Source organism: Streptomyces lushanensis (assembly GCF_001700515.1).
Lineage (GTDB): Bacteria > Actinomycetota > Actinomycetes > Streptomycetales > Streptomycetaceae > Streptomyces > Streptomyces lushanensis.
The window spans coordinates 1-21,818 of sequence record NZ_MAUD01000117.1 but is presented as its reverse complement, the minus strand read 5'-3'; the positions used below and the strand labels follow the sequence as shown (position 1 = coordinate 21,818).

The 21,818-nt window shown below is 70.5% G+C and carries 14 protein-coding genes; 9 read left to right on the top strand and 5 right to left on the bottom strand.

Features of this window, described 5'->3' with window-relative positions; genetic code table 11:
* Positions 1 to 171 precede the first annotated feature (171 nt).
* From BFF77_RS10890 to BFF77_RS10865, 6 genes are all read left to right on the top strand, one after another.
* Positions 172 to 1,791, top strand: coding sequence for an Hsp70 family protein (locus BFF77_RS10890; RefSeq protein WP_245703349.1), 1,620 nt, complete (start codon positions 172 to 174; stop codon positions 1,789 to 1,791).
* A 30-nt stretch (positions 1,792 to 1,821) separates the two neighbouring features.
* Positions 1,822 to 2,952, top strand: coding sequence for a tetratricopeptide repeat protein (locus BFF77_RS10885; protein WP_066947007.1), 1,131 nt, complete (start codon positions 1,822 to 1,824; stop codon positions 2,950 to 2,952).
* Positions 2,949 to 3,527 (top strand): nucleotide exchange factor GrpE, encoded by a 579-nt coding sequence (locus BFF77_RS10880; protein WP_066947004.1) that lies wholly within the window; start codon positions 2,949 to 2,951, stop codon positions 3,525 to 3,527. Before BFF77_RS10885 ends, BFF77_RS10880 begins: the two co-directional genes overlap by 4 nt.
* A gap of 965 nt (positions 3,528 to 4,492) precedes the next feature.
* Positions 4,493 to 5,569 (top strand): MBL fold metallo-hydrolase, encoded by a 1,077-nt coding sequence (locus tag BFF77_RS10875; protein WP_066947029.1) that lies wholly within the window; start codon positions 4,493 to 4,495, stop codon positions 5,567 to 5,569.
* 73 nt (positions 5,570 to 5,642) lie between these two features.
* On the top strand, positions 5,643 to 6,452 hold the full coding sequence (locus tag BFF77_RS10870; RefSeq protein WP_066947002.1) for an alpha/beta hydrolase: 810 nt from the start codon (positions 5,643 to 5,645) through the stop codon (positions 6,450 to 6,452).
* On the top strand, positions 6,449 to 7,255 hold the full coding sequence (locus BFF77_RS10865) for an SDR family NAD(P)-dependent oxidoreductase (RefSeq protein WP_066946999.1): 807 nt from the start codon (positions 6,449 to 6,451) through the stop codon (positions 7,253 to 7,255). Before BFF77_RS10870 ends, BFF77_RS10865 begins: the two co-directional genes overlap by 4 nt.
* Positions 7,256 to 7,378: 123 nt before the next feature.
* On the opposite strand, the gene BFF77_RS10860 is transcribed toward BFF77_RS10865, so the two are convergent.
* The 4 genes from BFF77_RS10860 to BFF77_RS10845 all read right to left on the bottom strand — a co-directional run bounded on the left by BFF77_RS10860 (position 7,379) and on the right by BFF77_RS10845 (position 18,091).
* Entirely contained in the window at positions 7,379 to 10,159 is a 2,781-nt protein-coding gene (locus BFF77_RS10860; protein WP_066946998.1) for an ATP-binding protein, read from the bottom strand.
* A gap of 170 nt (positions 10,160 to 10,329) precedes the next feature.
* A complete protein-coding gene (locus BFF77_RS10855; protein WP_169922648.1) occupies positions 10,330 to 13,104 on the bottom strand; it encodes a helix-turn-helix transcriptional regulator in 2,775 nt (924 codons plus the stop codon).
* A 367-nt stretch (positions 13,105 to 13,471) separates the two neighbouring features.
* Positions 13,472 to 14,983: a GMC family oxidoreductase gene (locus BFF77_RS10850; protein WP_066946992.1), complete on the bottom strand. Its 1,512-nt coding sequence runs from the start codon at positions 14,981 to 14,983 to the stop codon at positions 13,472 to 13,474.
* A gap of 435 nt (positions 14,984 to 15,418) precedes the next feature.
* Positions 15,419 to 18,091 (bottom strand): hypothetical protein, encoded by a 2,673-nt coding sequence (locus tag BFF77_RS10845; protein WP_141698413.1) that lies wholly within the window; start codon positions 18,089 to 18,091, stop codon positions 15,419 to 15,421.
* A 749-nt stretch (positions 18,092 to 18,840) separates the two neighbouring features.
* Here BFF77_RS10845 and BFF77_RS10835 point away from each other — a divergent pair.
* Together BFF77_RS10835 and aac(6') are read left to right on the top strand one after the other, a co-directional pair.
* Positions 18,841 to 19,434 carry a DUF4291 domain-containing protein gene (locus BFF77_RS10835; protein WP_066947027.1) on the top strand — a complete coding sequence of 198 codons (594 nt, stop codon included), beginning with the start codon at positions 18,841 to 18,843 and terminating at the stop codon, positions 19,432 to 19,434.
* Between the two features lie 185 nt (positions 19,435 to 19,619).
* The gene (gene aac(6') / locus BFF77_RS10830) at positions 19,620 to 20,093 is read left to right on the top strand and encodes an aminoglycoside 6'-N-acetyltransferase (protein WP_066946985.1); all 474 of its coding nucleotides are present in this window, start codon (positions 19,620 to 19,622) and stop codon (positions 20,091 to 20,093) included.
* Between the two features lie 74 nt (positions 20,094 to 20,167).
* Here aac(6') and BFF77_RS10825 read toward each other — a convergent pair whose 3' ends face one another.
* Positions 20,168 to 20,743 (bottom strand): hypothetical protein, encoded by a 576-nt coding sequence (locus BFF77_RS10825; protein WP_066946983.1) that lies wholly within the window; start codon positions 20,741 to 20,743, stop codon positions 20,168 to 20,170.
* Positions 20,744 to 21,061: 318 nt separating this feature from the next.
* On the opposite strand from BFF77_RS10825, the gene BFF77_RS10820 reads away from it, so the two are divergent.
* On the top strand, positions 21,062 to 21,514 hold the full coding sequence (locus tag BFF77_RS10820) for a DUF5707 domain-containing protein (RefSeq protein ID WP_066946980.1): 453 nt from the start codon (positions 21,062 to 21,064) through the stop codon (positions 21,512 to 21,514).
* The last annotated feature ends 304 nt before the right edge of the window (positions 21,515 to 21,818 follow it).

The following is a 21,818-nucleotide window of genomic DNA, read 5'->3' as shown; positions in this document are numbered from 1 at the left end:
GGCGTGTCCGTGAAGTGTGTCGGCCGTCGGTGAGTCGTGGTGAGGTCGGTTACGGAACGGGGCTTGGCCGGAGCGGCGAAGGGTTTTCGCCGAAGCGAGCGGTCAACTGGCCCTGGAATGGGCATGATTGCGGCTGTCGGCAGTTCCGCACGCGTAAAGGGGGAATCAGCGGTGGCGCGAGTGGTGGGCATCGACCTCGGGACGACGTACTGCGCCGTGGCGGTCGCCGACCGGTCGGGCAGCCCCTCCATCGTCCGCAACCGGGAGGGCGAGAACATCACCCCGTCGGTGGTGATGTTCCAGGGCGACACCGTCGTCGTCGGCTCCCAGGCGAAGCGGTCCGCGGCCACGGCTCCCGACCACGTGGTGCAGTTTGTCAAGCGCTACATGGGGGAGGCCAACCCCATTTACCACTCGGAGTCCGGCACGCCGTACCGGCCTGAGGAGATCGCCGCTCTGCTGCTCAAACGCCTCAAGGAGGACGCCGAGATGATGCTCGGCGAGCCCGTCGAGCAGGCGGTTGTCACCGTACCCGCGTACTTCGACGATGTCCGGCGCAAGGCGACGCAGGACGCCGGACGGCTCGCGGGGCTCGAGGTGCTGCGTATCGTCAACGAGCCCACCGCGGCCGCGCTGGCCTACGGCCTCGACCGGTCCTCCGGGGATGGCGAGGAAGACGGGGAGGGCGGTGTGCGGATCGGCACCGTGCTCGTCTACGACCTGGGCGGCGGCACCTTCGACATCACCGTCATGCGGGTCGAGGACGGCGACTACACGGTGATCGCCACCGACGGGGACCGCAATCTCGGCGGCTTCGACTGGGACGGCGCGTTGATGAACCACCTCAACGGCGCGTTCATGGCCTCGGGCGGTCCCGACCTCAATGAGGACAGCGGCCTGCAGGCCGAACTGCGCGACAAGGCGGAGATCGCCAAGCGGACCCTCTCCAACGCCCCGCAGGCCGTCGTGATGCTCTCGGCGGGAGGCCGCCATGAGCAGATCCGGGTGACCCGCGAGAAGTTCGAGGAGATCACCGCCGAGCTTCTCGATCGCACCCGCATCATCACCGAGGGTGTGCTGGAGGAGGCCGGGCTCGGCTGGGACGACATCGACCGGGTACTGCTGGTGGGCGGCTCCACCCGGATGCCCATGGTGCGGGAGCTGATCCGGCGGCTCTACGGCAGGGAGCCGGAGCGCGGCATCGCCGAGGACGAGGTGGTCGCGCTCGGCGCCGCGCTGATAGCGCTGGACGCTGCGGTGCGCGCCGAGGAGGCGAAGGAGAAGCGCAAGTACGTCGGCAGCGGGGCGAGCGTCGAGTCCGCCCTCGGCGACGGTCTGGCCCGCCTCACCAAGGGGAAGGTGAGGTCCATCAAGGACGTCACCTCGCAGTCTCTCGGCATGGTCGCGGTCCGCGTGGAGAACCACGACGTCGAGTACAACGCGGTGATCATCCCGCACAACACGCCTGTGCCGGCCAAGAAGAGCGACACCTTCCACACCCTCGTCGACCGGCAGCGGCGGCTCAGAGTACAGGTGACGGAAGGTGACGACGAGGATCTGGCGTATGTGAAGACGGTGGGCGAGAGCAGCATCGACATCCCGCAGTACCCGGTGGGCGCGCCGTTCGAGGTGTTCTACTCCTACGACGTCGACGGCATCATCCACGTCGAGGTGAAGGACGGCACGACGGGCAAGTGGCTCGGCGAGTTCGAGCTCGAGCGCCCCGACAACCTGGGCCCCGCCGAGCTGGCCGAGCTCGGTGACCGCGTCGCCCGCATCCCGACCCTCTAGGTCCCGATCCTCCAGCCGGAGCCGGCAGCGATGACGACCGACGACATCCCCGACTACTACGCGGAGTTCGGCATCGACCGGTCCGCGACCGCGGACCAGGTCTCCGGGCAGCTCGACCGGGCTTTCCGCACCTGGTCGAGCCGTGCCAGCCGGGCTCCCGACGCCAAAAGGCGCCGGGAGGCCGAGGACAAGGTCGAGCTGATCTCCCAGGCGCGGAAGGAACTGCTCGACCGCGCCCGGCGCCACACCTACGACCGCAGGCTGGACCAGCCGCGGCAGGGCCCCCTCCCACCGGAGTCGGCGCCGGGGCCGCGGCCGCAGTCCACCCAGGGCGGCCGGGACTGGGTGGGGCACGCCCGCAGGCTGATCGACCAGGGCAACGACGAGGGCGCGCTGTACGAGCTGCGGCAGGCCGTGCACCACGACGACGCCAACGCCGACGCGTGGCGGTTGCTCGGTGCCGTCCACGCCGACCAAGGCCGGCTGAGCGACGCGTTGCAGGAGTTCCGGCGGGCCCTCGCGCTGTACCCCGACGACGCGCTCACCCACACCCTGATCGCCTGGGTGCACGAGCGACTCGGCGGCCGGTTCACCGCCGCCGACTGGCATCTGGAGGCGGCGCGGCTCGCGCCTGACGACGTCGACTTCCGGGTCACCGCCGCCAACAGCCTCTACCAGGCCAGGCGCTTCGACGAGGCGCTGAGCAACTACGAGCAGGCATTGGCGAAGCGGCCCGGCGACGCGGACATCCGCGACCAGATCGGCCGGATCTGGTCGCTCCGCGCCGAGGGCGCCATGACCTGGCACCCGATCAGACAACGCTACGTCGTCGCCGCGGAGTCCAGCGCCGCGATGGTGACGCACTGCGTGGACCAGGCGCTGGCCGTCGGCATCACGGACGTCGGGCTCCTCAACCACCTGACCGCCTACCGGACGGACGCGCGCAAGGCACTGACCAGGACCTGGCGCTGGCACACGAGCATGGCCGTGGTCATGCCCGTCTGCTTCATGCTCACGGCCGTGCTCCCGTCGGCGCTCAGCCTGCTGTCGCTGGCCGGATTCCTCGGGCTGCCGATCGCGATGGGCATCAAGCCGCGCTGGCGGCACACCTACAACGACCTGCCCTCATATCAGAAGCCGCAGACCAGGAGAGTCTCATGACCACTCCGCCGCCCGTGCCCCAGCCGGATGTGCCGCCCGTCCCGCAACCCGCGGATCCGGCGGGGCCGCCGCCGGATCCGCGGACCGGCCCGGCGCCGCAGCCCGACCCGTTCGCCGTCGTGGCCGACGCGGTCGACGGCATGCGCGAGGAACTGGCCGCACTCGGTGACCAGTTCCGCCGCCGGCTGCTCAACGACCGGGAGGCCCGCCGCGGTCTCGACGGGCTGCTGACCGAGCTCGACCACGCGCGCAAGGCCGCCGAGGGCCGTATCGTGCAGCCGCTGCTCTACGACCTCGTACTCCTCGTCGACCGGGCCGAGCGGCAGGCCGCGCTGGACGACACTTTCGCCGGCTCGGTCGCCGCGGAGCTGCTGGCTCTCCTGGAGAAGTACGGCATGACCCGCATCCCCCTCACCGGCGGCCCGTTCAACCCCGAGATCCAGGAGGCCGTCGGGGCGATCGCCGCGCCCTCCCCGGAGCAGAGCGGCGAGGTCGCCGAAGTGGCGCGGCACGGCTACCGGATGGACGAGCGCGTCGTCCGCCCGCAGCAGGTCCGCGTCTATACGGACCGGTGAGCGGAGAGCGGTGAGCGGTGTCCGGATGGGCGCGCCGTCTACGTCCTGCTCACAGGTATCAACGCGTACCCCGTCGACCGTCGCACACCGCTCGAACCTACGAGGGCCGGTTCGGCGGCCGGAGGCGAGGTCTGTTCACTCGTGCCCTGCTGGGCGCGCTGCGCGCGGCAGGTCCGGCCGCGACGTACGGCGAGCTCCCGGGCGGACTCCTGAGCGGACGGGGGCCGCGGGCCGGGTGGTCAGGGCCGTGACAGCGGGCTCGGAGCACACACTCGTCGAGCCGGCGGGCCGGGCATCGGAGACGGCGCGGGTTTACCCGGTCGCCCTCTCCGCACTCGCCGTGCCGCCCGATTCGGCCTGCTCTTCGGCGCGCCTGGCTTCCAGTCACGCGGCCCTGTCCGGCCGAAGTCGGCCGCGTCGGGCCGTCGCGATGCGCACGAGCGCGGCCACCGTGCAGATGCCGGCGGCGCGGCAGTGCTCCGCGTAGGCGGGCTTCGCGGCTTGCCGTAATGCCGCAGCCGCAGCCGCAGCCGCCGCGCCCGCGATCCGCCGGACGCACCCGAGGTGAGCTGGGGCCAGGTCATGAGCACCCAAGGCCCGTGCCAACCTCGAAGGTCCACCGCCTGCGACGCGAGGATCGCCCTGGGTCGCATCCGGCCGCGCGACCCGGCGATCAGCTCTTCCGGGCGGGCTTCGGACCGGCTTCGCACCGGCTTCGCACCGGGGCCGATCCCCAGCCGTGCCACGCGACCGCGGCGTACCAGGACAGGGGTCCTACCCCGGTTCGAACGGACCGGGCCGGCTGCTGTCCTGTTGGCAGCCGAGTGGAACGCCGATGGACGCCCGTCATGGGCCTCACCGCGGCCGGGCCCGCGATGGCCGCGATCGTGCCCGGCACGGTGGACGGTCCGCCGCGAGCGCCTGAACCGCTCGGCGCCGCGTCTTCGATCCGGAAAGGCAAGTCCATGAAACCGATGCCCTGGAACGCCGCCACGGCGTACCGCCGGACCCTGCTGCGCACGGCCGCCGCGCTGCCCTTCGCAGTTGCCGTCGGCGGTGCCCTGGAGGGCACCGCCGACGCGAGCGACGCCCCCGGCCTTCCCGACTTCGCACCGGTACCGGCCGCCGCGATCGGTCCGGAGCTCAACGACTCGGGGTACTTCGTCGGCCGGATCGGCGGAAACCTCCACTGGGTCACCGACGGCTTCTACCAGGCGATGTTCCTCAGCACCCGGGAAGGAGTCGTCCTGGTCGACGCGCCGCCGACGATCGGGCACAACCTCCTGCGGGCGATCGCCGAGGTGACGCGGGCCAACGGCCGTCCGGCGAAGGTCACGCACCTGGTCTACTCGCACTCGCACGCCGACCACATCGGGGCCTCGTCGATCTTCGGCAAGGACGTCGTGCGCATCGGCCACGCCGAATGCCGGCGCCTGCTGCGGCGCGACAACGACCCGAACCGTCCGGCGCCGACCGTCACCTTCGAGGACCGCTACACGCTCCATGTCGGCGGCGAGCGCCTGGAGCTGGCCTACCACGGCCCCAACCACAGCCCGGACAACATCTTCATCCACGCCCCGGAACACAGGACCCTGATGGTCGTCGACATCCTTTACCCGGGCTGGGTGCCGTTCAAGAACCTCGCGGTCTCCCAGGACATCCCGGCCTGGCTGCGGGCGCAGGACATCGCCATGGGGTACCCGTGGCGGACCCTCGTCGGCGGCCATCTCGGCCGCCTCGGTGTGCGCGCGGACGGCGACCTCCAGCGCGCCTACATGGCCGATCTCGAAGCCTCCACGCGGGCGTCGATGAACCTGGACCCCACGCCCTACTTCGAGAAGTACCACCCGCAGGGCAACTCGTGGGCGATCTTCAAGACGTACCTCGACGCGGTGGCGGCCCAGGCCGCCGCACCGGTCGTCGCCAAGTACACCGGGGTCCTCGCCGCCGCCGACGTGTTCACCCTCGACAACGCGGCGGCCCTGGTCGAGTCCTTCCGTATCGACAGCGGGCTGCTCGGCCCGTTCGGCATCCACCCCTGACACCCGCACCGACACCGACGACACCGACGAACCCGCGTCCGCGGATTCCGCTCCAGAGAAAGGCCCCATCGTCATGACCAGTCCGATCCCGGTCCTCTTCATCCACGGCCTGTGGCTGCACAGCACGTCCTGGCAGCCGTGGATCGACCTGTTCCGCAAGGAGGGCTACGCTCCGTCCGCGCCGGGCTGGCCCGGCGACCCCGACACCGTGGAGGAGGCGCGGCAGAACCCGGAGAGCATCGCCGACCACGGCATCGACGACGTCGTCGAGCACTACGCGGCGATCATCCGCGGCATGGAGACGCCGCCGATCCTCGTCGGTCACTCCTTCGGCGGCATGATCGCCCAGAAGCTGCTCGGCCAGGACCTGGCCGCAGCCGCCGTGGCGATCGACGCGGCCCAGATCAAGGGGGTCCTGCCGCTGCCGCTGTCCGCGCTGCGGGCGACGCTGCCGGTGTTCAGGAACCCGGCGAACAAGCACCGCGCCGTGTCCCTGACCGCCGAGCAGTTCCGCTTCGCGTTCGGCAACGCCCTGACCGAGGAGGAGTCCGACGCCCTGTACGGGCAGTGGACCATCCCGGCGCCGGGCAAGCCGCTGTTCGAGGCCGCCGCGGCGAACTTCAACCCCCACTCGCCGGCGAAGGTCGACACCGCGAACTCCGGGCGTGGTCCGATGCTGCTGATGTCCGGCGGCAAGGACCACACCGTCCCCGAGGCCGTCACCCGTGCCACGCTCAAGCAGTACCGGCACTCGCAGGCCGTTACCGAGTTCGTGAGCTTCCCCGACCGCGGGCACTCGCTCACGATCGACGCCGGCTGGCGCGAGGTCGCGGACGCGGCGCTGGCCTGGCTTCGGCGGCAGAGCCTGGAGACCTCCCGGTGACCGCTCCCGCCTTCGACCTGGGCCTGGCCGGTCAAAGGGCCGTGGTCACCGGCGCCGGACGCGGTATCGGCCTGGCGGTCACCGAGGGCCTCCTGGCGGCCGGGGCCCGTGTCGTCGCCGGGACCAGGAAACGTACCGAGGAACTCGACGACCTGGTCGAGGCGGGCGCCGAGCTGACCGTCGTGGAGGCCGACCTGGCCACCCCCGACGGCCCGGGCGCCCTCGTGGCCGCGGCGGCCGGGCTGTACGGCGGGCTCGACGTCCTGGTGAACAACGTCGGCGCGGTGCGGCCACGGGTCGACGGCTTCCTGGCCACGACCGACGCGGACTGGGACTGGACCTTCACGGTCAACGTGATGGCCGCGGTCAGAGCCACCCGCAGCGCGCTGCCGCACCTGATCGCGTCCGGCGACGGCCGGATCGTCACCGTCTCCTCGGTCAACGCCCGGCTTCCCGACCCGCTGGTCATCGACTACGGCGCCGCGAAGGCGGCCCTGTCCAACTTCTGCAAGGCGCTGTCCAAGCAGGTGGGCCCGCAGGGCGTGCGCGTCAATTCGGTGAGCCCGGGCCCGGTCGAGACGGCGCTGTGGAAGGGCGCGGACGGGGTGGCCGCGACCGTGGGCGCCGGTCTGGGCCTCGATCCGGGCACCGTCGCCGAGACCGCCGCGGCCGACGCCGTCACCGGCCGCTTCACCCTGCCCTCCGAAGTGGCCGACCTGGTCCTGTTCCTGGCCGGGCGGTGTTCGGGCAATGTCACGGGCGCCGACTTCGTCATCGACGGAGGCATGACCGACACGCTCTGATCCCGCGCGCCGCCGCTGCCCGCCGACCCGACGGCCACCGATCGGCGGGACCGTGCGGCCTTGGCGCGGTCCGGCCGGCTTCGTCCGGAAGGAGAACGACCCCCGCCCGAGCAGTGGCGGGCGTCAACCGACCGAAGGCGGCCGAGGCGGGGGCTGATCGCCGCGGTCCGCCAGGGCGGCGGCCAGCTGATGGCGGGAGGCGATGCCGAGTTTCGGGAACATCCGGTACAGGTGCGAGCTGACCGTCCGGTGCGACAGGAACAGCCGCTGTCCTATCTCGCGGTTGGACAACCCCCGCGCGGCCAGCTCGGCGATCTGGGTCTCCTGCGGCGAAAGCAGCTCGCGCGGGCTCGACGTCGGCTGCCATCCGCGTTCGCCCGTCGCACGGAGCTCCTGGTCGGCTCGCCGCGCCCACGTGCGAGCACCCACGGCGTCGAACGTGCCCCTCGCCGCCCGCAGCGGTCCACGGGACTCGACGACGCGTCGTTGCCGCCGCAGCCACGAGCCGTGGGCCAGCTCGACGCGGGCCCGATGCCAGGGCAGCTCGCGAGCCGTACCGGCCATGGCCGCCTGGAAGAGCGACTCGGCCGAGGCGCGGTCGGCCAGCACCGCTCTCGAGTACTCCAGGGCGATGGCCGCTCCCGTGGGCGGGCAGGCACCCGCGATCCGTTCGACGGAGGCCAACACGGATCTCGCCTCGGCCCGGTGATTGGCGCGGACGGCGGCGTCGGCCAAGTAACTGAGTGTCCACACCTGCTGCGTCCGCTGGAACGCGGGATCGGCGGGCGCGAACACCCGGCGAAGCTCGCCGTACGCCTGCTCGTGCCGGTTCGCACCCAACTCGCAGACGCCCCGGGTCAGTTGCACGGCGGCCAGAAGGGACGACGCGGCATTCGGGGTCCGCAGCGCCACGTGCTCGGCCTCCGAGAGCAGATCGTGGCGGGTGTCCCGGCCGCCGCGGACCGCGTCGATCAACGCCACGGCGATGCGCGCGGTGGCGGCCCACAGCGACTGACCCGTCTCGTCCGCGAGTCGCATGGCCTCGTCGGCCGAGCGTGCCGCGTCGAAGACCCCCAGGTAGACCTCGGCCCAGGCCCGTATCGCCAGCGCCTCGGCGAGCAGGCTCATACGGCCCTGCGCGCGCAGCTCCTGGACGGGTGTGGACAGGAAGGCGACGGCACGGCGGAAATCGCCGGTGCAGAACGCGGCGATGCCCAGCAGGCCGGCCAGATCCGGTCGTCCGCCGGCGTCCGCCGGCCACCGCGCGAGCCGCTCGACGACCACCGGCCTCTGCTCGTCGGACTGGGCAAGGGCGTAGATGGCCAGCAGCCCGGGGTCGTCGGCCGGCAGGCTCACCTGCTGGGCGGCCCGGACGATCTCCTGCCGCACCGCCGGACCGGGATCGCGCCACCACACCCTCCGGGCCGCGCCGACCAGCAGCCGCATGGCGAGGCCGACGTCCTGTGCGCCGATGGCGTGCTGCGCCAGGCCCACCAGATGACGTACTTCCGCGGGCTCACCCGTGGAGCCGTCGTGGAAGACGCCTTCGAGCGCGGCCAGCCGCGACTGGTCCCGGTGCCGGAGTGTCATCCCCGTGACCTGCGCCTTGATCTGCTCGACCTGGCGGTACCGGCCCAGCTGATAACCGAGCTCCGCGGCGCTGAGCAGACGGGCGGCCTGCGACCGCGGGTCCGGACTCAGCGCGGCCGCCCGCTCCAGCCACGCGGCGGCCGAGGCGACCGCACCACGGCGCTGGACGTTCTCGGCCGCCCGTTCCAGCTCGGCCGCGATGTGTTCATCGCGTCCTGACACCGAGGAGGCCCGGTGCCATGTCGCGCGGTCCGGCTGATCGGCAAGCACGCGCGCGAGCGCCGCGTGCGCCCGCAGACGTGTGGCCGGCGGCATGCCCTGCCGCAGGGCCGAACCGACCAGCGGGTGGGCGATCCGGTACCGCTCGCCGAGCACGGTCAAGAGCCCCTGCTCGAAGGCGGGCTGCGCCATGACGAGGTCGACCGGCGAACCGAACAGGATCCCCGCGGCCGCGAGGACGTCGTCGAGATCGTCGCCGTCGTCGACCGCGGCAATGGTCAGAACCGCGCGCACGGCCGGGGCGAGGTGCTCGGCATGCCGGGCGAACGTGCGTTCCAGGCGTGTGGTCATGGGCAGGTCCTGGTCGAACTCGGTCCACGTGTACCGACCCGACTCCAGCGCACCCGCGAACTCGACCAGGGCGAGCGGATTGCCGCGGGCCTCCCGCAGTACGCGCTCGCGTACGGTCGGGACGAGCCGTGGCGCCCGTGCGTCCAGCAACGCGGCCGACGCGGCCTCGTCGATGCCTTCCAGCTCCACCCACTCGATCGTGTCGGCGTCGGCGAACGGCGGCGACCCGGGTCGCGATGTGCACAGCACGATCACCCGCTCACCGGCGATGCGACGGCTGACGAAGGCCAACACGTCGATGGACGGCTGGTCCATCCAGTGGAGGTCGTCGAGACACACGAGGACCGGCGTGTGCCCCGCCGAGTCGACGAGCAGCTCCAGAACCGCCAAGGATGTGAAGAACGGCTGCACCTCGGTCGATTCCCCCATGGCGAAGCAGGCGAGGAGGGCGTCGCGCTGCACGGCCGGAAGCCGGCCGGCGCGGGGCAGCAGGGGCCGCAGCAGCTGATGGAGGCCGGCGAACGGCATGCGCGTCTCGGACTGACTGCCCCGCGCGGTGAGCACGGTGAATCCGGCGGACCGCGCGTGCTCCACGACCTCTGCCTGCAAAGCACTCTTGCCCACACCGGGCTCTCCGAACAGGCCGATCGCGCGCCCCTTCGAATCGACCTCGTTCAGGTACCCGAACAGGGATCGCAGCTCGTCGTCGCGCCCGACGAGACACCGGCCGTTGGTCGTGCTCACCCGACGATCATTCGGTTGACGGCGTCCGCTGTCCACCATGGGCTGGACAAAACTAGGCCCTGTCCGGCCGGTCTTCGCGGGCCCGGAACGCCTGCACGGCACCTCGCCGCGTTGTCGGAGTCGCCCGAGTACGGCCGGGCCGTCGACGACGCCGATCCTCCGTGGCCTAGCTAGGCCGTGTCCGACGACGAGAGACCTCCCTCGGCTCCCGGCCGACCGAGTGCGGCGGCGATCTGCCTCCGCGAGGTGAGCCCGAGTTTGCGGAACACCTTGTTCAGATGGAACTCGACCGTCGAGGTCGTGATGAACAGCCGGGAGGCGATCTCGGCGTTGGTCAGTCCCGAAGCGGCCCGCAGGGCCACCTGTCGTTCCTGGGGAGTGAGATCGAATCTGGTTTCCGGGACGCGTCTGCGCGCCGTCTCCCCAGTCGCGAGCAGCTCGATCCGGGCTCGTTCGGCGAACAGTGACGCGCCCCACGCGTCGAAGGACTCGTACGCGGCCCGCAGATGGATCCTGGCCTCGGACCGGCGCCTGCGCCGGCGGAGCCACTCACCGAACAAGAGGCGTGACCGTGCGTGTTCCGCGGCGAGGGGGACTGTGGCCAGAAGGTCGATCGACTCCCGATACCACTTCTCGGCGTCGGCCGTCTCGTCCGCCAGGGCCCGGCATCGGGCCAGGAGCCCCAGCGCCCACGGCGTTCCGGCGAGCCGGGCGCGGTCTTCGAGCCGCTTCAGGGCAAGCGCCGCGGTGTCCCGGTCGCCCGCGCGGACGGCGGCTTCCACGAGAAGCGGCAGCACGAGATTGCCCTGCGACGGCACGTCCTCCTCGTAGATCGGCAGCGCGTGGCGCAGCGCCTCGTCATAGCGCCCCATACCCAGGTCGAGAACGCAGAGCGCGTGAAGTGCCAGCTGGCGCAGCATGCCCAGTCCGTATGTCGTGGCGACGACCTCCATCATCGCCACAACGGCGCGCACATCGTTCTCCCTGCCCATCCACGCGTACAGCAAGGCCCTGTTGAGATCTCCTTGCGTCGTCAGTCCGATGGCGGTGGCGTAGTCGTCCGCCTCGGCGAAGAGCGCGTCCGCCGCGGTCAGCCGCCCGTTGAGGATCTCGGTGTACGCCAGGACCGCCAAGGACAGGCTGAGGCCGTACAGCGCTCCCTGGCTTCGGTCCGCGGCGGCGAGCCGGCCGACGATCTCGACGGATGCTTCGATGTCCCACACGTCGTCCGCCGCGAGGCTCACGATGATGCTGAGCGGGCTCGCCACGTCGTGCAGTTCGGCCGAGGCCCGCAGCCTCGCCAGGGCCTCCTGGATCGTCGCCACGCCGCTCTCGTAGCCGTACGCCGTACGGAGAGCCAGGCCTTTGATCAGCGGGTCGGGGCTCCAAGCCGGGGCGTCCGGGCGGTGCGGGGTCACGACCGCGGCCTTGGCCACGTCCGCCAAGGTCGTGCGGTGCATGGGGTCCCGGGCGATGACGGCGGCGTGCATGGCCTCGTAGAGCAGTTCCCAGGTCATGCGGGGATCCGCGTCGGCGAGTTCGGCCACGGCGTCGAGCATCATGGCGGGGACACCGTTGTTGCCGGTGTCGAAGAGCTCTGCCGTGGCCCGGATCCTGAGCGCTCGGGCGCGGGCGGAGGGGCTTCGGAGGGCTGGTACGGCGAGGTCGAGCAAGGGGTGCACCGCGGCGCGGTCGCCGGAGGTCAGATGGGCCTGGGCCGCGGCGAGATAGCGCTCAGCGCGTTCGGTCCGGTCGACGGTGAGCTCCGCCGCCTTGGACAGGAACAACGCCTGGGCGGAGTATCCACCCCTGGCCCGGGCCCAGTCCGACGCGGCGTCCAGGTCCGCTGCCGCCGCGTCGTCGGGGCCGAGGGCCGCCTGGGCACGATGCCAGGCCCGCCGGTCGGGGACACGGACCGGATCGCTGGCCTCCTCAAGGGCGGCGTGGATCCGCCGCCGGTCGTCCCCGGAAGCCGCCGCGTAGACCGAGGATCGGATGAGCGGATGCCGGAACCCGAGGCCGGCGCCGTGGTCCAGGACCCCGGCCTCGACCGCCGCGACTGAGGACCTGGCCGACAGGCCCAGCACGCCCGCCGCGTGCCAGACCACCGCCATGTCGTCGGTCGGCGCCGCGGCCATGAGAAGGAGCAGCGTCCGGGTGTCCGACGGCAGCGCGGCCACCGACTGCCGGAAGTGCTCCTCCAGCAGCCTGCTCACCGGCAGCGGCTCGGGCATCGGCGCGACACCGGCCAGCTGCTCGGCACCGAGACGCGACGCCAGTTCGATGAGTGCCAGGGGATTGCCGCCGGTGCCGGCGACGATGCCGTCCGCGACCGCCGTGTCCAGGTGCCCGCCGACGGCGAGGGACAACAGCTCCCGGGCGTCGGAGGCGGGCAGCCCGCCGACATGCAAGGAAGGCATGGCGGCGAACAGTCTGTGGTCGGCGAGGTCGTTCCTGGCCGCGAAGATCAAGCCCAGTGAGTCGGCGTGCAGCCGCCGGGCGACGAAGGCCAATGTCTCGGCCGACTCCCGATCGAGCCAGTGGACGTCGTCGATCAGACAGAGCATCGGCAGCTCCGAGGCCGCGGAGGACAGCAGCGCCAAGGTCGCCAGACCGACGAGGTACCGGTCCGAGTGCGAGATGTCGGCCAGGCCGAGTGCCGCGTTCAACGCGTCCTGCTGTCCGGCGGGAAGCCGGTCGATGCGGTTGAGGTGGGGCCGCAGGAGCCGGTGCAGCGCGCCGTAGCCCAGAAGCTGCTCGGCTTCGACGCCGACCAGCCGTGTCAGCCCGACATCGACACCGGCGGCTCGGGCAGCCGCGTGTTCCAGCAGCCGCGTCTTGCCGATCCCGGCCTCGCCCATGAGCACCAGGACGCCGCCGAGCCCGTCCCGTGTCGAATCGAGCAATTGTTCGATAGCTTCGCGTTCGGTGAAGCGGCCGATCATCGGCCGCACCGTCCCGGGACGAGCCGCGCGCCACACCATGGGAATCCCCTGTTCATCGAGACCCTGACGTGAGAAGACGCTAGGCGCGCGTGATGTCGCAATCGAGCGTCACATGACGGTGATCCAACTCGAAGCGCCACACGTCTTGCGCGGCTCGGCGGGGGAGACGGGTCTGAGTTCGGGGGAGGTCCGGTGCTGGCGCGGGCCGTCGACCGCCTGCCCGCACGGTGGCCGGTGGGGTTTGATGGCGGCCACGGCGGCCAGGGCGGTGACGAGCGCCACAGAGACCAGGGGTGGGTCCGGCGATGCGGCGGCCGGTGCTGAGCGGGCCGGGTTGTGGCGGCTGCGGGTGGGCCGTGCGGCGGTGTCATGAAGCGGGTGGGGCTCCGGTTATCAGGTCCACGGCCTTTTCGGCTATCGCGAGGACGGTCGCGTTGGTGTTGGCCTCGGGCAGCGTCGGCATGACCGAGGCATCGACCACCCGTAGGCCCTCGATCCCTTTCACCCGCAGGTGCTCGTCGGTCACCGCGGCGGCGTCGGTCCCCATCCGGCACGTGCCTCCGGTGTGACCGTACGAAATGATTCCCTCGCGCAGGTAGGCATACAGGTCGTCGTCGCTCCGCAGTGCCGGACCGGGGAGCACCTCGTGGTCGCGCCAGGGCTGGAGGGCCTTCGCGCTGCCCGCCTGACGTGCCAGGCGCAGACCGGCGATCATGCGGTCGGCGTCCCGTCGGTCCGTGAGGAAGCCGGGATCGATGGCGGGCGCGACATCCGGGGCTCCCGCGACCAGGGAGACGGAACCACGGCTGTACGGCGACAGCAGGCCGACAACCATGGTGTAGCCACTGGCGAGGTCGGGCGGTGCCAGCGGCACGTCCATGAACAGGATGTGCAGGTCCGGCCGGGAGATGTCCTCGCTGCTGCGTACGGCGGCGAAGACATCGATGTGGTTGCTGTCGCCGGGTGGCATGTCCGCCGCGTAGGTGACCGCTGCCACAGGGTGGTCGGACAGATGGGCGCCGACTCCGGGCAGATCGAGGACGACCTCGATGCCGTGCTCGCGGAGCATGTCAGCGGGTCCCACCCCGGACAGTTGCAGCAGGTGCGGCGAACCGACAGCTCCGGCGCTCAGCACCACCTCACGGATGGCTCTCGCCTCTGACGCGACCCCGCCCCTGACGTGGCGGACACCTGTGCACCGATCGCCGGAGAAGGTCAGCCCCACCACCAGGGTGTCGGTGGCCACGGTGAGATTGGGGCGGCCTGCGGCGGGTGTCAGATAGGCGTCGGCGGCGGACTGCCTGACCCCGTCGGCCGCGGTGAGCTCCGTCCAGGCGATGCCCTCGGGGTCCGCGCCGTTGATGTCGTCCGACACGGGGATGCCGAGGTCCCGGAATGCCTCGAAGGCCGCCCGGGACGCGGGGTGGGGGACGTCCACGGGCCTGGGGCGCACGGGCCCTCCGGTTCCCCGGTAGGCGGGGTCGAGTCCCTGGGTGTGCTCACTGCGCCGGTAGTACGGCAGCAGATCGGCGGCTCCCCAGCCGCGGACCTCCCACGCGTCGAGGGCCGCGGGATGGCCGCGTACGTGCATCATCGCGTTGATGGCGCTGGAGCCTCCCAGCACCTTGCCGCGCGGGTAGACGATTTCCCTGTTGTTCAGCCCCGTCTGTGCGACGGTCCGGAACCCCCAGTCCACCTCACTGCCCCACAGGCTGAACCAGGCGCCCGGAACGGCCATCGCCGGGGGCCCCTCGGCCCGTCCCGCCTCGATCAGCAGCACCTGGACAGCCGGGTCCCGCGACAAACGTGCCGCCAGCACAGAACCCGCCGTGCCGGCCCCCACCACCACGAAGTCGAAATCCTGCGCGGTTTCAGCCATGAGCACGTTCCCTCACCCTCGAGCGACTTGCCGACCTGTCCCCTTGAGGCTCCGCGACTCGCCTGCGGATCGGACAACGAGCCCCCGCCAACCTCACTGCCCTTGAATTGTCCCGCCATGCCCGACTTCGTGCCCGGGCGGGAGACCCCGGCCGACGAGGAAGGACGACCGAGCACGGCCCCGGTGGTCGGGGGGACCGTCTACTTCTCCCCTTCCGTCTGCCGGAAGACGGGAGAGGACTGATCCGGGCACTCACGGGCGGAGTCGGATCACCGCCACCACCGCGACCCTCGTCATCCTGCTCGAAGCCGGATGACGAGGGTCGCGCTCTTCATCGAAGGCGGGTGGCCGTCCGCCGCCCCCTCGAATTCGCCGCGCGGCAGGGGGCAGCGGATTCCAACGGTCGGTGCCGCGTCGAAACCGGTTCGCTCGCCCTTACACGGTGAATCCGTCGAGGGTGCTGTACTGACCGGACAGCTTGGTCACCACGATGGTGTGTCTGCCCGAGGAGAGCAGACCGGACGTGTACACCGCGACGTTCGCATGCCGTACGCCGTCGCTCGGCAGTGTGCTGACGACCTGTTGCGGTCCGCCGTCGATGCTGATGCCGATGTTTCCCTGGTCGGTGTTCTGCTCGCCGTACACCGTGACTTTGGTGCCGGTGAAGGTGAGTGAGGCGGTCGACCCGTTCGCCGTGGCGTAGTGGACGTCGTTCTGGTAGTCGCCGTACGAACGGCCGCCCGCGTACGAGAAGCCGCTGTAGGCGATCGTGCTGTCGTCGTCGTTGAGCCGGATGGATCCGGGGACCTGCGGAGTGACGGAGATCTGCCCGGCCGAGGTGCCGGCCGGAATCGGGACGATCATGAATCCGCTGGACAGGCGGGTCACATTGGCGACCGGGGTGGTGCCGATGTAGACCGGCGTTGTCGGGCCGAAGCCCTCACCGGCGACGAGGACCTCCGTCGCGTTGGCCGTGGGCGACACGTAGAAGATTTTCGCCGGGACGGAGAGGACCGGCGTGAAGGAGCCGGAGCCCGTGCCCGCAGCGCGCAGCAGGGCGTTGGGAAGGTCGGTCGGCCTGGGATTCGCCGGGATGGTCGTGTTCCCGCTCGCGTGGGTGTCGACGGGCTGGGCGCACGGGTACGACTGGATGCCGGCGGAGAAGTAGTTGCCGGTGATCCAGAAGTGGCCCGTCGGGCTGCAGCCGCCGTGTGCCTTGTCACCGGCGCGGAAGGCGATGTTCCCCTGCCAGTTGATCCACTCCGAGCCGGCGTCGTTGTAGTAGGTGAAGTTGGTCGTGGGGCCGTTGTAGGCGATGTTGCCGGTGACCTGAAGGCCCTTGGCCAGAGTCTGCACCGGGTCGATCGTCGTCCCGTCCGCCTGGTACACGTACTGCGCCTGGTGCCCCTCGACGTAGACGGCGCCTCCGTCGCTGCGGACGGACAGGTAGTCATGGAGGATGTTGTTGCTGATGGTGTTCGAGCTGTTGATGTTGGTGGTGTTCTGCGGGGTGCTCGCCTGATTGACGTGACCCTGGATGACTCCGGCGGTGATGCCGGTGTAGGGCAGGTCGTACAGGTTGTTCCGGGTGATGGTCGTGTTCCGTGAGAACAGCAGGGTGATACCGCTGGCCGAGGAGTAGTCGGTACCGATGTGGTGGATGACGTTGTCCGCCACGGTGGTGCCGGTCAGGATTTCGTTGGTGCCGATGGCAGCGGTTTCACTCGCTCCGTTGGGGGTGCAGTTCTGCTTGATCCCCGCGGCGTCGGCCGGATTGGTCGGCAGCGGGTCGTAGGTGCAGCCGAGGAGGATCCCGGTGGAGGCGATGTCGGTGAACTCGTTGCCCTGAACGAGGGTGTTGGTCGCCCCGTACATCACGCCCAGTCCGGCTCCGCCGAGTCCGGCGAACCGGTTGCCGGTGAGCGTGATGTTCCTGGAAGCGGTGAACGAGACGTTCGCCAGGGGCTGGGTCAGCGATCCCCAGGGGCAGCTTCCCGCGGGATTGGAGAATGTGCACATGCCCTGGTTGTTCGCGCCGGTCATCCGCAGATTGCTCTGCACGTCGGAGAACCCGGAGCTGGTGGAGGGAGCGTTCCAGGTCGCGAACGAGAACTGAAGACCGCTGAAGGTGATGTCGTGGATGGGGGCGGCGAGCGTACCGGCGCCCTGGACCAGGGTTTCGAGGCGCGGAAGTTCCACGTCGAGGGCGGACATCTGCTGGCCCGCGGAAGGCCTGTAGTACAGCGTGCCGCCGGCGCCGTCCAGGTACCACTGCCCGGAACCGAGCAGGGCCTGCGCGTTCTCGATGCGCGCGGGCATCGTCTGGGGCGACATGGACGGCAGGCCGCCGCTGGCCTGGGAGTAGGACGCCCGGGCGGTCACATTGGTCCAGCACGGCTGGCTCATCCTCAGCGTTCCGGCCGCCGCGGAGAAGCTCGCCACGCGGCATCTCGACTCGGTCCACGGCCCGTTACCACCGGGGTAGCCGAACTCGACTCCCGCCACCTGGCTCGCGGTCAGCGAGCCGAACCAGGCCATCGCCGCCGGGTCGCCGGAGATCGTGTAGCCCGTCGACGTTCCGGTCCACGAGCCCCGGAAGCCCAGGCCGGCCGGGGTCGCCTGCGCTATCGGGACTTTTTGGCCGTCGATGTACAACTGCCGGCTGTTACTGGTGGTGGGTACCGGAGCGGACCACACCCCGCTCGTTCCGCGCTGCGTCCATCCGGTGACCTGTGAGGCCCCCGAGATCACCGGACGCGCCCCTGGCGCGGACCTCCACACCACCGGGTGGCCCGGCGTGCCCGAGTCCGCCGGGCCGAGGGACCAGGTGTTCGACAAGCGGTACACACCGTTGGCCAGCAGTACGGTGACGTCCGCGGAACTCTCCGCGGCGAGATGGGCGCGAACCGCCTGCTGGGCGCCGGACAGGGAACAAGGGGCCGAGGAGGAACAGGTCGAGCCCGCCCCGGACGGCGACGCGTAGAGCGTCACGGAGGGCGCGGCAGCGGCGGATTGAACCACGGGTGCCGTCAGAATCAGACCGAGGGCTGCTGCGATCGGGCCGACGCGGCGCAGCAGCCTCCGCGCGATCGAACCTTGTGGTGACACAGGCGGGTCCTTCCCATGTGCGGGTATGAGATGACTCTGAGTGACCGGAAGGTTGGCGTGGAGGCCAGGACAGCACGAACATTCGTCAAGGGCGTCCCGGCGTCGGGAGACGCGGGGGCCCGAGCGGTAAAGGACGAACGGGTATTGCGTCCGCTGGAAGACTCGCGTGCGTCTGAGAGGTGTCTCCGGCGGGCTGAGGGCCTGGACCGCACGCTTACATCCCATGTTTGGTGAATGGTCGGGCTGCCCGCCCCTTCCTGTCAAGAGTCTGCGCAAGCGTGCCGTACCAACGCTTTTGTTCTGGCAGGGGTGTTGAGCACGCGGTCGCCGCCGCATGCTTACAGTGCCGTCTGAACTGTCCACAGGGATAGATTCATCGGGTGTCTGGCTTGCCGGCCCAGGCCATGACGCGCCCGCCGACAGCGCCGGCGCAGCCGACCGGGCCCCCTTCTGCGGGCCCCTGCCGCGTGCTGATGCGTGACGCGCGCGCACGATCGTGGAGCCCACCGGGACCTTCGGTCGGTAGGCTGCGGTTGAGACCAGCGCGGAAGTCGAGATGAGCGTGGAAGACGGCACCGAGACCATCGGCCGGGTCTGCGGATACGACGACGAGGTGTTCCGGGAGGGTGGCTGGCCGACGGCGGCCATCTGTCCCCGCTGCGGCAACGAGTCCGATGCCGGAGGCTCGGCGCCACGCAGCCGTGATAATTCGATGGCGCGCGCGAAACAGTGTGTCCACCCTGGTTCTCGTGGCAGAACCCAAGTATCAGATCCGCGCTCAGTACACGGATTCCACGGTCACCGTCTACCAGGCGTACGCGCCGGAGATCGGTCTGCCAGCGGCCCGGGACGGCCTCTTCCCGGCGGTCTGGCAACGAGACCGGATGACATGGATCAAGCCGTCGTTCCTGTGGATGATGTACCGCTGCGGATGGGGTACCAAGGAAGGCCAGGAAACCGTCCTCGCCGTCGAGATCACCCGTGAAGGCTTCGAGTGGGCGCTGGCACACGCCTGCCTGTCCCACTACGAGCGCGGGCTCCACGCTGACCGCGCCATCTGGAAGCGCCAGTTGAAGCGGGCTCCGGCTCGGGTGCAATGGGACCCCGAACGCGACCTACGCCTTCAGCCGTATCCCCACCGGTCACTCCAGCTCGGCCTCACCGGCGAAGCCGCACATCTCTACGCCGACGAGTGGATTGTCTCCGTAACCGACATCACGCGCCTTTCCCACACGATCCACACCCATGTACGAGAGGGAGACCTGGGCGGTGCACAGCAACTCCTGCCCCATGAACGCCCCTACCCTGTGAACGACAAGTCCCTTGCTCACCTACACCAATGAGCCCGGCCTGCCTTGTACTTCGTGGGGGCACATGGGTCACCGGGACTCGCGGTGTCAGCCTCGGCAGGGCAGGGCAGGGCAGGGCAGGGCTGGGTCCTCGGTCCGGGTTCACGGTCGCCCAGGGCAATGACGGTCGACATGGGCGGTGACATGGGGTGACGTCACCGCTCGGGAAGAATGAGGTCATGGAACTGCGTGGGGACAAGGTCGTGCTGCGCACGACGACAGACGGGGATTCCGAAGTCCTCGACAGGATCGTAAGAGAGCCGGAAGTGGCAGCGTGGTGGTCGCCCCTGGACGACTACGAGGACATGCTGGCCGTCGTGTTCGGAGGTGAGGTCATCGGAGCAGTCCAGTTCGACGAGGAGACCGACCCCGAGTTCCGCCGTGCCGGCATCGACATCTTCCTGAGCGCGAGCCATCACGGGAAGGGGCTCGGCACCGACACCGTGCGCACGCTGGCCCGTTGGCTGCTGCGGGAACGCGGCCATCACCGGTTGACCATCGATCCCGCCGCGGCCAACGCCGCGGCGATCCGCTGCTACAGCAAGGTCGGGTTCAAACCCGTGGGAATCATGCGAGCGTACTGGCGCGACCACCGGACCGGCACGTGGCAGGACGGGTTGCTGATGGACCTGCTCGTGGACGAGCTGACCTGACGCGGTCGGTCGCGAGCCTCGCGCTGCCACGGCCGTGTCCCGGTCCGGCGGGCTGATTCGGCGGTCCGGTCCGGTTACCGTCTCGGTCCCGCGACGGCGTAGGCCGCGGTGCCGACGGCCATGAGGACCAGGGCCGTCCAGGTGCCCGCCGCCGTGCCGGAGGGCAGCAGCAACCAGGACGCCACCTCCATCGGCACACTCGTCGGGGGCGGGGCGAAGATCGAGTAGGAGAGCCAGGCGAACGGGACCGTCCACGCGTACCGGCCGCCCAGGAGCACCGTGCCCAGGGCGGCCAGTCCCGTCAGACCCGCGCCGTCCCGGACGACGAACGCGGTGGTGGTCATGTCCTCGCCCATGGCACGCACCGTCAGCAGCGTCGCGGCGACGACCGCGCCCGCGAGCAGCACATGCGCCGCTCTGCGGGGCGCCCATCGGATCGCGGCCGTCCGGTCCAGCGCGAGGTCCTGCCCGCCGAGCCCGATCGAGGTCACCATCGCCCCCGTGGCGAGGAAGAGCACGGGCAGCCGTGGATCACCGGGCCCCTCGCCCCCGTTCAGGGCGAGTGCCCACAGCGCCACCGCGCTGATCACCACCGCGGCGAGCGACGCGGGTACCTGGCGGGAGCGCGCGTACAGCATCAGCCATCTCACCGGGACGCACCGCCGTTCAGCGCGTCGAGCGCACCGCCCTCGCAGGAGAGCGCATGCGCCATGGCACTTCTCGTCCACCTCGTGCAGCGCTGCACAGACTGAGATCACGCCTGCCAGACGCCCGGGCCGGGCCGCGGGTTCTCCCGCCAATGTGATCCCCGCCATACAGGGAGAACCCGTGAGCTCCCACGGCTTACTCAGGTTGGACTGAGTATGCGCGCTCATCACCGGTGACCCTCGGGCGGCGAGTATCGGTGCAGCGACGCGGTCACGTGGCGCCGACCCGATCCAGTGCTGAGAAAATTTATGGAGATTCCCATGTCCCGTCGTATCGCTCTGTCCGTGGCCGCAGGTGTCGTTGTCCTCGGTGGTGCCGGTGCCTTCGTCTTCGCCCATGCGGGGGAGCGGACTCCGGCGCCGGCGTACAGCACCGTCCGCTACACCGCTCCCCACGGGGACCGCGACGGCTCCCTGGTCTTCGTCACCCATGTCCCGGCGTCCTCCGGGGGCAAGGGCGTGAAGGTGCTGGCCTGGCCGCAGGATTCGTCCTTCGCCGAGAGGGGCCTGACCGCCCAGGACATGGCCGCGGCGGAGCCGGCCGTCTGCAAGCCCTCCCGGCAGGACACCCTGCGCTGCACTTACACCGCGCAGATCACCGGTGCCGACGCCGAGGCGTCTCCGCGCGGTGTCTGGCACGTCGCCGTGCTGGCCACCGCGCAGGACGGCGCCACGACCCTGGACACCGAGGCGGCCGACTTCACCGTCCGATGACCCGGACACGAGCCCGCGTCGTACCGTCGCCGTCCGGCCGGGCCTCATGCCGTACGCCCCTACGACACGTCCAGATTATTTTCACATCTTCTGCAACCTTTTGCTCTCATCTCTTGTCCCACCTCACGGGGGCCATCAGGTCCCGCAGACGTGAACGAGCAGGGGGCACGGCCCGCCGCCCAGGCGAGGGCCGTGTTCTTTCAACGAGGGGACCATTCATGCGCATCCGCGCCTCTGTCGCTGTCATAACCGGCGCGCTGACCCTGTCCGCCGTCGCCGTCCCGGCCGCGCAGGCCGACGGCGG

What these genes read in the sequence shown, in the direction of transcription:
- BFF77_RS10885 (WP_066947007.1), top strand. Translation starts at nt 1,822, where the DNA reads ATGACGACCGACGACATCCCCGACTACTACGCGGAGTTCGGCATCGAC.
- BFF77_RS10880 (WP_066947004.1), top strand. Translation starts at nt 2,949, where the DNA reads ATGACCACTCCGCCGCCCGTGCCCCAGCCGGATGTGCCGCCCGTCCCG.
- BFF77_RS10875 (WP_066947029.1), top strand. Translation starts at nt 4,493, where the DNA reads ATGAAACCGATGCCCTGGAACGCCGCCACGGCGTACCGCCGGACCCTG.
- BFF77_RS10870 (WP_066947002.1), top strand. Translation starts at nt 5,643, where the DNA reads ATGACCAGTCCGATCCCGGTCCTCTTCATCCACGGCCTGTGGCTGCAC.
- BFF77_RS10855 (WP_169922648.1), bottom strand. Translation starts at nt 13,104, where the DNA reads ATGATCGGCCGCTTCACCGAACGCGAAGCTATCGAACAATTGCTCGAT.
- BFF77_RS10850 (WP_066946992.1), bottom strand. Translation starts at nt 14,983, where the DNA reads ATGGCTGAAACCGCGCAGGATTTCGACTTCGTGGTGGTGGGGGCCGGC.
- BFF77_RS10820 (WP_066946980.1), top strand. Translation starts at nt 21,062, where the DNA reads ATGTCCCGTCGTATCGCTCTGTCCGTGGCCGCAGGTGTCGTTGTCCTC.